This window comes from Enterococcus nangangensis (assembly GCF_005405245.1).
Classification (GTDB): Bacteria; Bacillota; Bacilli; order Lactobacillales; family Enterococcaceae; genus Enterococcus_J; species Enterococcus_J nangangensis.
Window position 1 is genome coordinate 17,955 of the sequence record NZ_BJDR01000026.1, and the last position, 12,321, is coordinate 30,275.

Annotated in this window: 11 protein-coding genes and 1 other annotated feature; of the genes, 7 read left to right on the forward strand and 4 right to left on the reverse strand. The window is 43.5% G+C overall.

The annotated features are described in order from the left end of the window. Positions 1 to 139: 139 nt before the first annotated feature. The 6 genes from rsmG (at position 140) to FFM57_RS08290 (ending at position 4,571) form a co-directional block, all read left to right on the forward strand. Positions 140 to 853, forward strand: a complete 714-nt coding sequence (gene rsmG / locus FFM57_RS08265; RefSeq protein ID WP_137600045.1) for a 16S rRNA (guanine(527)-N(7))-methyltransferase RsmG — start codon at positions 140 to 142, stop codon at positions 851 to 853. An 11-nt stretch (positions 854 to 864) separates the two neighbouring features. Beyond that, entirely contained in the window at positions 865 to 1,632 is a 768-nt protein-coding gene (locus FFM57_RS08270; protein ID WP_137600046.1) for a ParA family protein, read from the forward strand. Beyond that, positions 1,619 to 2,509 carry a ParB/RepB/Spo0J family partition protein gene (locus FFM57_RS08275; RefSeq protein WP_137600047.1) on the forward strand — a complete coding sequence of 297 codons (891 nt, stop codon included), beginning with the start codon at positions 1,619 to 1,621 and terminating at the stop codon, positions 2,507 to 2,509. Before FFM57_RS08270 ends, FFM57_RS08275 begins: the two co-directional genes overlap by 14 nt. Before the next feature lie 10 nt (positions 2,510 to 2,519). After that, positions 2,520 to 2,711: a DUF951 domain-containing protein gene (locus tag FFM57_RS08280; protein ID WP_137600048.1), complete on the forward strand. Its 192-nt coding sequence runs from the start codon at positions 2,520 to 2,522 to the stop codon at positions 2,709 to 2,711. Between the two features lie 3 nt (positions 2,712 to 2,714). Then, positions 2,715 to 3,815, forward strand: a complete 1,101-nt coding sequence (gene ychF / locus FFM57_RS08285; RefSeq protein ID WP_137600049.1) for a redox-regulated ATPase YchF — start codon at positions 2,715 to 2,717, stop codon at positions 3,813 to 3,815. A gap of 69 nt (positions 3,816 to 3,884) precedes the next feature. Continuing rightward, the gene (locus FFM57_RS08290) at positions 3,885 to 4,571 is read left to right on the forward strand and encodes a DUF1129 domain-containing protein (protein WP_137600050.1); all 687 of its coding nucleotides are present in this window, start codon (positions 3,885 to 3,887) and stop codon (positions 4,569 to 4,571) included. Positions 4,572 to 4,661: 90 nt separating this feature from the next. On the opposite strand, the gene FFM57_RS08295 is transcribed toward FFM57_RS08290, so the two are convergent. Next, positions 4,662 to 5,600: an NADP-dependent oxidoreductase gene (locus FFM57_RS08295; protein ID WP_137600051.1), complete on the reverse strand. Its 939-nt coding sequence runs from the start codon at positions 5,598 to 5,600 to the stop codon at positions 4,662 to 4,664. Between the two features lie 207 nt (positions 5,601 to 5,807). Then, positions 5,808 to 7,151 carry a metallophosphoesterase gene (locus FFM57_RS08300; RefSeq protein ID WP_170999943.1) on the reverse strand — a complete coding sequence of 448 codons (1,344 nt, stop codon included), beginning with the start codon at positions 7,149 to 7,151 and terminating at the stop codon, positions 5,808 to 5,810. A 314-nt stretch (positions 7,152 to 7,465) separates the two neighbouring features. Here FFM57_RS08300 and guaB point away from each other — a divergent pair, with 314 nt between their 5' ends. Further along, positions 7,466 to 8,947, forward strand: coding sequence for an IMP dehydrogenase (guaB, locus tag FFM57_RS08305; RefSeq protein ID WP_137600053.1), 1,482 nt, complete (start codon positions 7,466 to 7,468; stop codon positions 8,945 to 8,947). A 52-nt stretch (positions 8,948 to 8,999) separates the two neighbouring features. Here the strand turns inward: guaB and FFM57_RS08310 are convergent, their stop codons facing one another. Next, positions 9,000 to 10,472: a polysaccharide deacetylase family protein gene (locus FFM57_RS08310; RefSeq protein WP_137600054.1), complete on the reverse strand. Its 1,473-nt coding sequence runs from the start codon at positions 10,470 to 10,472 to the stop codon at positions 9,000 to 9,002. Positions 10,473 to 10,606: 134 nt separating this feature from the next. Beyond that, the gene (serS, locus tag FFM57_RS08315; protein WP_137600055.1) at positions 10,607 to 11,887 is read right to left on the reverse strand and encodes a serine--tRNA ligase; all 1,281 of its coding nucleotides are present in this window, start codon (positions 11,885 to 11,887) and stop codon (positions 10,607 to 10,609) included. A 51-nt stretch (positions 11,888 to 11,938) separates the two neighbouring features. Continuing rightward, positions 11,939 to 12,150 (reverse strand) — a binding site (T-box leader). Between the last annotated feature and the right edge of the window lie 171 nt (positions 12,151 to 12,321).

Here is a 12,321-nt window from a genome sequence, read left to right on the forward strand (position 1 = left end):
AACAATTTTTCTGCGGATTATTTTTCAGACCTAAATTAAGTTAAATTTTTTACCTAAGTCATTGCATCTACCATTTTTTTAGGTTAAAGTAGTAAAGGACTTGTGAAACATTTTTTTGTTTCACGAAAAGGAGGCCGTGATGACACCAGAGGAATTTCAACAACAACTGGCGACTTTAGGGATAACCTTGACGCCTTTACAAGTGCAGCAATTCCAACAGTATTACCAATTGTTAATTACTTGGAATGAAAAAATTAATTTAACGGCTTTAACTAGCCTAGAAGATGTCTACTTAAAACATTTTTATGACTCTTTATTATTGAGTCAAGCCGCAGTTTTTCAAAAGGATTTAAGTTTGTGTGACGTGGGGGCGGGGGCAGGTTTTCCTAGTCTCCCATTAAAAATTGTTTTTCCTGAGTTAAAAATTGCCATCGTGGATTCTTTAAATAAGCGGATTAACTTTTTGCAAACGGTCGTGGATGAACTAGGGTTACAAGATGTTTCTTTATACCACAGTCGGGCTGAAGATTTTGGCCGCAACAATGAACATCGTGGGCAGTATGATTTAGTCACGGCGCGGGCGGTGGCGCGTTTGAATATTTTAAGCGAGTTATGTTTGCCCCTCGTGAAAGAAAACGGCTATTTTGTTCCCTTGAAAGCCAAACAAGGGGAAGTGGAGTTACAAGAAGCACAAAACGCGTTAAAAATTTTAGGGGGTACGTATCAAGAAACCTTAAAATTTGTTTTACCAGGTGGGGCGGAAGAGCGGGAGCTATTCGTTTTTCAAAAGACGAAAGTCACGCCGAAAAAATATCCCCGTAAAGCGGGAACCCCTAACAAACAACCTTTATAAGGAGGAAAATTATGGCTCGTGTCATTTCAGTTGCCAACCAAAAAGGTGGCGTGGGAAAAACCACCACCACTGTCAATTTGGGGGCATGTTTAGCCCATTTAGGAAAAAAAGTTTTACTCATTGATATTGATGCCCAAGGGAACGCCACTAGCGGTCTGGGAATTCGCAAACCTGATGTGAAAAACGATATTTACGATATTTTAGTCAATGAATTTCCCATTCAAGAAACTATTTTACCCACTAGTCGCGAAAATTTATTCATTGTACCGGCGACGATTCAACTAGCTGGCGCAGAAATTGAATTAACCTCCATGATGGCGCGGGAATCCCGTTTAAAATCAGCAGTGGCGGAAATTCAAGACCAATACGATTACATTTTAATCGACTGCCCGCCTTCTTTAGGGCATTTAACTATTAACTCTTTCACGGCTAGCGATTCGATTTTGATTCCGGTGCAAAGTGAGTATTATGCTTTAGAAGGATTGAGCCAGCTGCTAAACACGATTCGTTTAGTGCAAAAACATTTCAATCCTGATTTACAAATTGAAGGAGTTTTACTCACCATGTTTGATGCCCGCACCAACTTAGGAGCCGAAGTGGTGGAAGAAGTGCGGAAATATTTCCAAGAAAGAGTGTACGATACGATCATTCCCCGCAACGTCCGCTTATCAGAAGCTCCTAGTCATGGTTTAGCGATTATTGACTATGATCCTCGCTCGAAAGGCGCTGAAAGTTATCAAGCTTTAGCAAAGGAAGTGTTAGCTCGTGACGAAAAATAAAGGACTAGGTCGAGGCATTGATGCTTTATTTCAAGACTTTGCCAAATTAGAAGAAGTAGATGTCGCTAAAGAAGAAGTCGTAGAACTCCCTTTAGCTGAGTTACGTCCCAACCCTTACCAGCCGCGGAAAACTTTTGATGAAACGGCGTTAAGTGAGTTAGCCAAATCCATCAAACAGTCCGGCGTTTTTCAACCGATTATCGTGCGGCAGTCGCAAGTTAAAGGTTATGAAATTATCGCCGGCGAGCGCCGTTTCCGCGCTTCCAAATTAGCCGGCAAAGAAAGCATTCCTGCCATCATTCGCGAATTTGACGAAGAAAGCATGATGCAAGTCGCCGTCTTAGAAAATCTGCAACGGGAAGATTTATCGCCATTAGAAGAAGCGCTGGCCTATGAGATGCTCATGAAAAATTTGAAGTTAACGCAAGTGGAATTAGCTGCCCGCCTAGGGAAAAGTCGGCCGTATATCGCCAATTATTTACGCTTATTGATGTTACCTAAAGTAGTGAAGGATTTATTGCAAAACGAAACTCTTTCCATGGGGCAAGCGCGGACCCTTTTAGGCTTGAAAGACAAAAAATCTTTAATTCGTTTAGCCAATCGTGCCGTAAAAGAAAACTTAACGGTGCGCCAGTTGGAAGTCTTAGTAAACAAGATGAACGGCAATCCGTCCAACACAACGCCGGCTAGCAAAACACCTGTAGAAAAACCGCTTTATTTGCGGGACTCTGAAGAAAAATTAATGGACAAATTCGGTACCAGTGTCGTGATTCATGAAAAAGAGGGTCAGCACAAAGGGAAAATCGAAATCGAATACTTGTCACCGACGGATTTACAACGTATTTTAGAGTTGTTGGACATTTCACTAGGAGATTAGGAGGAGTACCATGTACGACTTAGGAGACATTGTGGAAATGAAAAAGCCCCATGCCTGCCAAACCAATCGTTGGGAAATTATCCGCATGGGGGCCGATATTAAAATCAAGTGTGTCCACTGCGGGCACATTGTCATGATGACCCGGCGCGACTTTAATCGCAAGTTGAAAAAAATCTTAATTAAAAAAGAAAGTAGTGAATAAATTATGGCTTTAACTGCCGGAATTGTCGGCTTACCGAACGTCGGCAAATCGACACTTTTTAACGCAATTACCAAAGCAGGAGCGGAAGCGGCTAACTATCCTTTCGCCACCATTGATCCTAACGTGGGGATGGTGGAAGTACCCGATTGGCGTTTAAATCGTTTGACGGAACTTGTGCAACCGAAAAAAACAGTCCCCACCACTTTTGAATTTACCGACATCGCCGGTATTGTGAAAGGTGCTAGTAAAGGGGAAGGACTAGGGAACCAATTTTTGTCCCACATTCGCCAAGTGGATGCCATTTGTCACGTGGTGCGGTGTTTTGATGATCCCAATATTACTCACGTGGAAGGGCGCATCGACCCCATTGCTGATGTTGAAACGATTAATTTAGAATTAGTCTTAGCGGATTTAGAATCCATTGCTAAACGCTACGAAAAAGTGGCGAAAGTTGCTAAAACGAAAGATAAACAAGCGCTGGCGGAGTTTAATGTCTTAAGCAAAATTAAACCCGTACTAGAAGAAGGCAAATCAGCCCGCAGTGTCGAACTAGACGAAGAAGAACAAAAGATTTTAAAAGGTTTCTTTTTATTAACGGCTAAACCAGTGCTTTACGTGGCTAACGTCGCAGAAGATGATGTGGCTGATCCTGATAGCAATCATTATGTCCAAGCGGTGAAAGAATTTGCCGCCACTGAAAATTCTGAAGTGATTGCTGTTTGTGCGGAAGCTGAAGAAGAAATTGCCGAGTTAGATGACGAAGATAAAGGAGAATTCTTAGAAGCTTTAGGGATTCAAGAATCTGGTTTGGATAAATTAATTCGCGCGGCTTATGATTTGTTAGGTCTAGCCACTTACTTTACCGCTGGTGTCCAAGAAGTGCGGGCCTGGACTTTTAAAAAAGGCATGAAAGCGCCACAAGCAGCGGGGATTATTCACTCTGACTTTGAGCGGGGCTTTATTCGCGCCGAGACGGTTTCTTTTGCTGATTTAGATCATTATCAAACGATGCAAGCCGCCAAAGAAGCCGGCCGCGTGCGTTCAGAAGGAAAAGAATACGTAGTGCAAGACGGCGACGTCATGCTCTTCCGCTTTAATGTCTAAAGTCTCTTCTTTTCCCGTGACGAGCTGTGTTATAATAGCATCATGAAAAAGATTGAGGAGGAAAGCCTTTTGGATGGAGAAACTTTACGCCAATATGTTGCGGAAAATCGTAGCCTGGCTGAAAAATTAACCAAACGTAATGAACAATATATTTTTGACTTAAACAAGGCCCTAACTGCCGCTAATTTGTCGGAAGAAGACATTGTCGTGGCTTTACATGACATTTTGCCCGCCTTAGTGGAGGGACAAAAAACGGGGCAAACGGCCCGCCAACAATTTGGGACGGTCTCTGAACAAGTGCAAGCTATTTTAAGCAAACCAAAAGAAGTGAAAAAAAATCCGGCGTGGATGATGTGGTTGGATAACACGCTGTTGTTCTTTGCCATGTTAGCCGTTTTAACCGGTGGGGTCAGCCTCTTCACTAAAGAAAGTAGCATGGCTTCTGGGATTCTTTCCTTGTTAGCCACTTCGGCTACTGGTGGTTTGATTTTCTACTTCTTGTACCAATGGATTTATCAGTACGAACGGCCTGGTGCTGATCAAAGCAAACGGCCTAAAATGTGGAAGTCCATGTTGATTTTAGTGGGCGCCATGATTGTCTGGATTCTCGTTTACACCGGCTCCATGTTCTTGCCAGCAGCCATCAACCCAGTATTGAACCCAGCAATTGTCGTTGCGGCTGGTTTAGTCGTCTTAGCCTTCCGCTTCTGGTTCAAGAAAACCTTTAACATTCAAGGTTCCTTCTTTACCCGTTAAACAAACAAGTGGAGTTACTTCTAGTACATCATTTATGCAAAAAAAAAGCGTTCCCCAACGGAGATTACCGTTGGGGAACGCTTTTTTCAGTTAGCGAGCCACCACAATTCTACCGCGGTTGGCGCCTTTTTCAATTTTTTCGTGGGCGGTTTTTACACCAGCTAAAGTGAAGGGCAGAACTTCATCTAAGGGCAGGTGGAGTCGTTTCTGACCCAACGCTTGCAATAATTCTTGCAAGGCTTCCGTACTAGACCAAGACTTATCCTGTCCTAATGGTAAAAATTTTGCTTGGGGTAGTTGGGCTTGTTGCGTCTCTTGCGGTAAGGCGTTTAAGGCGATGTACGTGCCGTTTTCTTTTAAAATTTTTAACCCTAAAGCCATCCCGCGACTTCCTTTGGTGGCATCAACAAAAATATCCACGGCTGGAGGTACGGTACCTGCCTGGTCATAAGGAAAATAATTTTCGGGCTTTAAGCCTAGCGCCACTAGCTGAGAGCGGTTGGCGGAGTTACCACTAGCAAAAACTTGAAAATTATTTTGCAGCGCCAGTTGGGTTAAGAGGCTCCCTACACTTCCCGTACCCCCGGCAATAAAAATAGTTTGGCGGAGATAATTTTCCAACATGTGGTAAAAGAGATTGTAGGCAGCAATTCCGGCAGTAGGGAGGGCGGCAGCCGTAGTAAAGGCGACGGAGCGGGGCTTTTTCACCACATGGGTGACGGCCGTAACGATTTCTTCACTATAAGCTCTTAGGGGCACCACCGCCACGACTTCATCCCCGACTTTGAAACTGTGCACGGCACTGCCTACTTCCGTAATGATTCCGGCTAAATCAGAACCTAAGACCGCGGGAAATTTTAACGGTCGGACGTCTTGCATTTTACCTTGGCGCAAGTAAGTATCGTAAGGATTCACACCAAAAGCTACAATTTGAATGCGGACTTGCGTCTCTTTTAAAGGCTTAGGCGCGTGGGACCATTCATAAAAAACTGCTGGACTACCGTATTCCTTAAGGGCAAAAGATTTCATCGGGCTTTCCTCCTAATGGTTTTACTAAGTTCAGTGTAGCGAACTTTACTTTTTTTGGAAAACATAGTGGCTTTCCCCTAAACGGAGTGTCAGCAGCAATTTTTGCGGAAATAAGCCGAAACTTCACAAAAATTAAAAGCAATTTTAGGAAATTCAGGCTTATTTTTTGAAGTTGCAGGCTACTAGCACCACCGCTTTTAAAAAATTTTAGTGGGGAATCGTTAGTTTTAATTCCTGATTATTAGGAGTATTACTATCGGTAAAAGAACTTGCTAGATTTTTCGCAAAATCGTATTTTTCCGCCAATTGATAGGCTGGACTGGCTTTAATTTTAGCAATTTCGGCGGCACTGAGGGTATTATTGCCTGTAAAGTAACGCACATGGGCTTCGCCAAAAAGTTCCGCAATCGGGTCGGTAATCTTTTCATCGTAAATATCTTGGGCAAAGAGCTGTTGATAGGCAAGATTCTCTTGATCTTTTTTGAAAAGGTCATGGATGTAGGTGGGGTAGTCGGCCAAATCAGGATTTTGCAGCTGCTCTTTCGTGAAGTAGGGGGTGGGATCAAAATTTTCTACTTGGTACTGCAAGCTATCTGCGGTTAAGCGTAAATGACCAATGTGACTTTCCACGATACTAAAAGAAGAAGTCAGGACTTCGTAAAAATTTTCTTCTTGGTTGGCCATAATATCTTGTAAGTGAATGTGACCGGCAAAAGCCACTGGGACGTGATACTTTGTCATTAAAGGCAAGACTTCATCGGCGTTATTTAAGACCCAACCTTTCGTCATGCGGGGATTGTGGGGCAATAAATTATGATGGAGAAACATCAGGGGTGTCTTACCAGCTTTTTGTGCGGCAGCCAGTTGTTCTTCTAGCCATGCGAGGGTCTCATCCGTGAAATGGCCTGCCGTAATCGGCACGTGCTTAGAAGGTTCAATCGTGTGAATGGTGCTGTCCATCATAAAAAAGCGATACGTGCCAAAGTCAATCGTGTAGCTGAGGGATTTTTCATCGCGACTCTGACTGTGGGTAAAGCCATCAGGCAAAATGTCTGTAAAATCTTGCGGAGAAATTTGATCCACCACGACTTGTTTGTCCCCTTGAAAAGCACGAGCCCAACCGTCGTACAAATCATGATTCCCCGGAATCGCTAACAGGGCGATGCCGGCAGCTTTTAAAGGGGCAAAAATTTTAGCTAAGGCTTTTAAGCTTTCCTTTTCACCGTTTAAAGTAAGGTCACCAGTTAAAATGATGCCTTGAGGTTTTTCTTTTAAAGCTTTGGCTACTAAAGCAACCGTTAAGTCTTCATCGTAAAGGAGATCTTTCCCCGCGGTAGTTTTACTAATTTTAGTAAAGGCTTCGCCGTCATCAAAAAGACTGCGGGCCAATAGATGGTTATCCGAAATGATCCAAAAGTCTTGGGGACCACTCGTGGTAGTAGCTGCGGTAACTTTTGGTTTGTCCCCCAGGCGGGGATAAAAGAAAAAAATTCCTAAGAAAATAAGGGAGAGGGCGAGGCTAAGCCCAGTAATTTTTTGCCAGCGCTTCATAATAATCCTTCTTCTGTAAAATATTTTAAGGCGTTGTCTTTTATTTTCACAAATTTTTTTAGAAACTGCACAAAGGATAGACAACGCACCTTGCATTTTAGTGAGTATCACGGCTACCGTCAAGGGTGCAAACTTAGAAATAACAATATAGTGGGCATAATTTTTTACCAGTATTGCCGGCAAGCTGTGATAGCATGTTTAGGAGAAACCGAAAGTTTTATGAGAAAACAAGAGAAAATAAGCAAGATGCGTTGACTTTAATTTTTTTTTCTGCTATTTTAGTCAATAAAATTAAAAGGGAGTGTTTTCAGCCAATGTCTAACTGGGAAACGAAATTTGCAAAAAAAGGCTTAACTTTTGATGATGTTTTATTGATTCCTGCCGAAAGTCATGTCTTGCCCAACGAAGTAGATTTAAGTGTGCAATTAGCGAAGAATTTGAAGTTAAATATTCCCATCATGAGTGCCTCGATGGATACCGTCACCGATAGCAAAATGGCCATCGCCATGGCGCGTCAAGGGGGTCTAGGGGTCATTCACAAAAATATGTCCATTGAAGATCAAGCCGATGAAGTGCGCAAGGTGAAACGTTCTGAAAGTGGCGTGATTATCGATCCTTTCTTTTTAACACCGGATAGTATTGTTGCCGATGCTGAACATTTAATGGGTAAATACCGGATTAGCGGGGTGCCAATTGTTGAAACTTTAGAAAATCGCCGCTTAGTAGGGATTTTAACCAACCGGGATATGCGTTTTATTACGGATTATGGTTTGAAAATTTCTGAAGTCATGACCAAAGAAGAACTAGTCACGGCGCCAGTGGGCACTTCCCTTGAAGAAGCTGAAAAAATTCTCCAACAACATAAAATTGAAAAATTACCTTTAGTGGATGACCAAGGTCGTTTAAGTGGTTTAATTACGATTAAAGATATCGAACGCGTGATTCAATTTCCAAATGCCGCTAAAGATGCTCATGGCCGCTTACTGGTGGCTGGGGCTGTCGGGGTCACTAGTGATACCTTTGACCGCGCCAAAGCCTTGTTAGATGCGGGAGCGGATGCGATTATCATTGATACGGCTCACGGTCATAGCGCCGGGGTCATCAGAAAAATCAAAGAAATTCGCGAAACTTTCCCGGCGGCCACTTTAATTGCCGGCAACGTCGCCACCGCAGAAGCAACGAAAGCCTTGTACGATGTCGGTGTGGATGTAGTGAAAGTCGGCATCGGCCCTGGGTCCATTTGTACGACGCGGATTGTGGCGGGTGTGGGGGTTCCCCAATTGACAGCCATTTATGACGCCGCCAGTGTTGCTCGGCAATACGGCAAAGCGATTATCGCGGATGGCGGGATTAAATATTCTGGCGATATCGTGAAAGCTCTGGCAGCCGGCGGTCACGCGGTGATGCTAGGGAGTATGTTAGCTGGTACCGATGAATCACCAGGGGAATTTGAAATTTATCAAGGGCGTCGTTTTAAAACGTATCGTGGCATGGGTTCTTTAGGGGCGATGGAAAAAGGCTCCAGCGATCGTTACTTCCAAAGTGGTGTCAATGAAGCGAACAAATTAGTTCCTGAAGGCATTGAAGGTCGGGTGGCTTATAAAGGAAGTGCTGCTGACATCATCTTCCAATTACTGGGTGGTTTACGGGCTGGGATGGGTTATGTCGGTGCGGCGGACTTAAAAGAATTACGGGACAACGCGCAATTTGTCCAAATGAGTGGTAACGGCTTGCGGGAATCCCATCCCCACGACGTTCAAATCACTAAAGAAGCGCCTAACTATTCACGAGAATAAAAAGCACAAAAAAGTCTTTGCAGCTGTGGCTGCAAAGACTTTTTATTTTACACTATTTAACTAAACGACTATCATTTTTCCCTTGATATAAACCAAAGTATTGGTATAAAGGTTTCGTTCCCCCCAGTAGTTGGCTGACGGTAACGAACTCGTAGCCTTCTGCTTTTAACGATTCAATAATTCCAGGAACAGCTTGGACGCTGGATTCATGAATATCATGAATCAAAATGATGGCGCCGTTATAAGCATTTCCTAAAACTTTTTGTTGAATGGCGCTAGGGTTGCCTTGGAGTTCCCAGTCAGTGGAATCTAAATTCCAATTGATAATCGGCAAACCAATCGCTTCGGCCGTTTCCGCATTGGCTGAGCCATAAGGCGGACGAACGAGATGAGGGAGCTGACCAGTGGCCAAATAAATAGCTTTACTAGTATCGCGAATTTCTTTTTCCACGGCTTCGGTAGCAAGACTCGCTAAATCGGGGTGATCCCAAGAGTGATTGCCGATTTCGTTGCCATCAGCTAAAATCTTTTGCAAAATAGCTTCGTTGCCGCTGACGTTTTCCCCGACGGTAAAGAAGGTTGCTTTCACGTCGTTACTTTCTAACGTTTGTAAAAGTTGAGGCGTATAAGCGGCGCTAGGACCGTCATCAAAGGTTAAAGCGATATATTTTTTATTAGGATCAAGTTGCGCGTTAGGATCCGTTAAGTTGGCGGGATCCACAAAAGAACTGTTGACGTAAGGTGAAATATCGGTAAAAGGAATTTCTACGTCGCTAACACCCGTTTCGTTTTCCCCTAAATGCACGGTGATTTTATCTGCCGCGTAAGTGAAGTTTAAATCGTCCGTCGTGGGACGTGCTAAGTTCAACACCGCATCGATAACTTTACTCCCGTCAGCACTTTGATCTAAGATTTTTTGTTGTAACACGCTAAACATCCCTAAAAGATCAGCCCGCTCGGGGAAAAGGTCAGCCGCGGTTAAAGCTTGCTGCGTGCTTTGGTTGATGTAAGAGACGTTTTCACTAGTAAAATCTTTTTCAGTGAAGGATTCTTTGCTCTTGTTCCACGTATAAAGCGTCGCCGTTGGCAAATATTCCGTCAGTTGATCGGTGACGTGGTGCACATCGATGTAGGCGATGACGCGCCCCAGTTGATCGCCTAATTTTTTCTGGGCCGTTTTGACTAAGCTGTCTAGCTCCCCGGTCAAATTATCCACGGCGGCGTTTTCTTCAGTAGGTAAGAAGGAGATAACTTGATTTTCCCAATCGCCTTTCGTTTGTGGCGTCAAAGGAATGCCGGATTTTTCCAAATCCTTTTGTACGGAAGTCTGCAACTCGCTGGCTTTAGCTTGGAAAGTCTCTTTCGCCTTTTCCTCTTGGGTGTGCCACATAAATAATCCTAAGGCACTGACTAAAATTACCACCGTCACTAAGACCGCAATCAATTTACTCAGGCCGCCGCCGCGCTTTTTCTTAGGCTTTTTACTATGGTATTGGGCGCGCCGACTAAGATTCGTTTCGTTCATTTATTCTCACAATCTTTCTCCACTGATTTGGTTTTGTCTTGAAAATGTAATCTAACTGTAACATTTTTAGGTGTTTTTTTCAATCATGGAAACGAGGAAATTTCTTAAGTTTGTCTTACAGTTTTGCAAGGTGCTTATTTGGTAATTTGGGTTAAACCACCCATGTATTTGACTAGCGGTTCGGGAATCGTTACGGAGCCATCTTCATTTTGGTAGTTTTCTAAAATTGCCGCTACTGTCCGGCCGACAGCTAAACCAGAACCATTTAAGGTGTGAAGGTAACGGACTTTGCCGTCGTGATCTCTAAAACGAATCATGGCGCGGCGTGCTTGGAAGTCTTCACAGTTGGAACAGCTAGAAATTTCCCGGTAAGTATCTTGGGCCGGCATCCAGACTTCTAGGTCATAGGTTTTAGCGGCTGAAAAGCCCATGTCGCCAGTGCTTAAAGTAATGACGCGGTAAGGAAGATTTAAACCTTTTAAGATATCTTCAGCGTTAGTCACCATTTTTTCTAATTCGTTGTAAGATTCTTCCGGCTTGGCAAATTTCACCATTTCCACTTTGTTAAATTGGTGGAGGCGAATTAAGCCGCGAGTATCCCGCCCGGCACTACCCGCTTCAGAACGGAAAGAAGGCGATAACGCTGTGAAGTAGACAGGTAATTGCTCTTCATTTAAAATTTCTTGGGCGTAGTAGTTAGTCAAAGGTACTTCCGCAGTAGGAATTAACGTCAAGTCTTGGCCTTCGTTGGTAATTTGGAAGACGTCTTCTTTAAATTTAGGGAATTGTCCCGTACCAAACATGGACTGATCGTTCACTAGGTAAGGGGTAATCATTTCCGTGTAGCCTTGTTCATAGACGTGCATGTCTAACATATAATTGTAAACGGCGCGTTCTAAACGAGCGCCTAAGCCTTTATAATAAACAAAGCGACTCCCAGAAACTTTAGCCCCCCGTTCAAAATCTAAAATACCTAAAGCTTCGGCGACTTCCCAGTGATTTTTCGCATCCTGTGCAAATGTTTTTGGCGTGCCAATTCGTCTTTTTTCTACGTTGGCGTCTTCATCAGCTCCCACCGGTACATCAGCGTGGGGCAGATTAGGTAAACGCACCGCGATGTAGTTTAATTTTTCGTCAATGGCGGCTAGTTCTTCGTCTAACGCTTTAATATTTTCCCCGAGGGCTTTCATTTCGGCAATTTTAGCGTCAGCATTTTCTTTGGCCCGTTTTAATTGGGCGATTTCTTGGGAAACGGTGTTGCGGTATTGTTTCTTTTCTTCCGTTTGCACTAATAACTTCCGGCGCTCTTCATCCAAAATTTTAAATTCAGCGAGGGTTTCTGCTTTTACCCCACGCGTGGCCAAACGTTGGGTCACCGTTTCAAAGTCTTGACGTAACAATTTCATATCTAACATGTTTTCTTCCTCCTTAATTTTTCCATAAAAAAAAGCCTTTTTATCCCATAATCTTGGGACGAAAAGACGAATCGCGGTACCACCCAAGTTCAGTAACTGCTTACTGCCCTTGTTTATCAAAATAACGGCTGACCACCGGACAACTTCAGCGAAAGCTTTTGCTGTCTACGATGAGAGGGATTCAAAAAAATAGCTAACAGCTTGCACCTACCGCTGTCTCTCTTGAAAACTATTGGTTTCTACTATTTCTCAAAGGTTGACTAAAGAATACAAGACTAAGGAAAAGATGTCAATAGTGACGCGTCAAAAGGCAAGAAAAATAAAACCGGCTCGTCGAAAGACGAGACCGGTTAAAGAACGGGTCTATGATATCTGGTGTTGTTACACAGAAATGTGTAGGAACACCAATATTTTTTTACACAAAAAGACATCTG

Excerpts from the sequence above, each read along its gene's own strand:
- rsmG (WP_137600045.1), top strand. The coding sequence starts at position 140 with ATGACACCAGAGGAATTTCAACAACAACTGGCGACTTTAGGGATAACC.
- FFM57_RS08270 (WP_137600046.1), top strand. The coding sequence starts at position 865 with ATGGCTCGTGTCATTTCAGTTGCCAACCAAAAAGGTGGCGTGGGAAAA.
- FFM57_RS08280 (WP_137600048.1), top strand. The coding sequence starts at position 2,520 with ATGTACGACTTAGGAGACATTGTGGAAATGAAAAAGCCCCATGCCTGC.
- ychF (WP_137600049.1), top strand. The coding sequence starts at position 2,715 with ATGGCTTTAACTGCCGGAATTGTCGGCTTACCGAACGTCGGCAAATCG.
- FFM57_RS08295 (WP_137600051.1), bottom strand. The coding sequence starts at position 5,600 with ATGAAATCTTTTGCCCTTAAGGAATACGGTAGTCCAGCAGTTTTTTAT.
- FFM57_RS08300 (WP_170999943.1), bottom strand. The coding sequence starts at position 7,151 with ATGAAGCGCTGGCAAAAAATTACTGGGCTTAGCCTCGCCCTCTCCCTT.
- guaB (WP_137600053.1), top strand. The coding sequence starts at position 7,466 with ATGTCTAACTGGGAAACGAAATTTGCAAAAAAAGGCTTAACTTTTGAT.
- FFM57_RS08310 (WP_137600054.1), bottom strand. The coding sequence starts at position 10,472 with ATGAACGAAACGAATCTTAGTCGGCGCGCCCAATACCATAGTAAAAAG.
- serS (WP_137600055.1), bottom strand. The coding sequence starts at position 11,887 with ATGTTAGATATGAAATTGTTACGTCAAGACTTTGAAACGGTGACCCAA.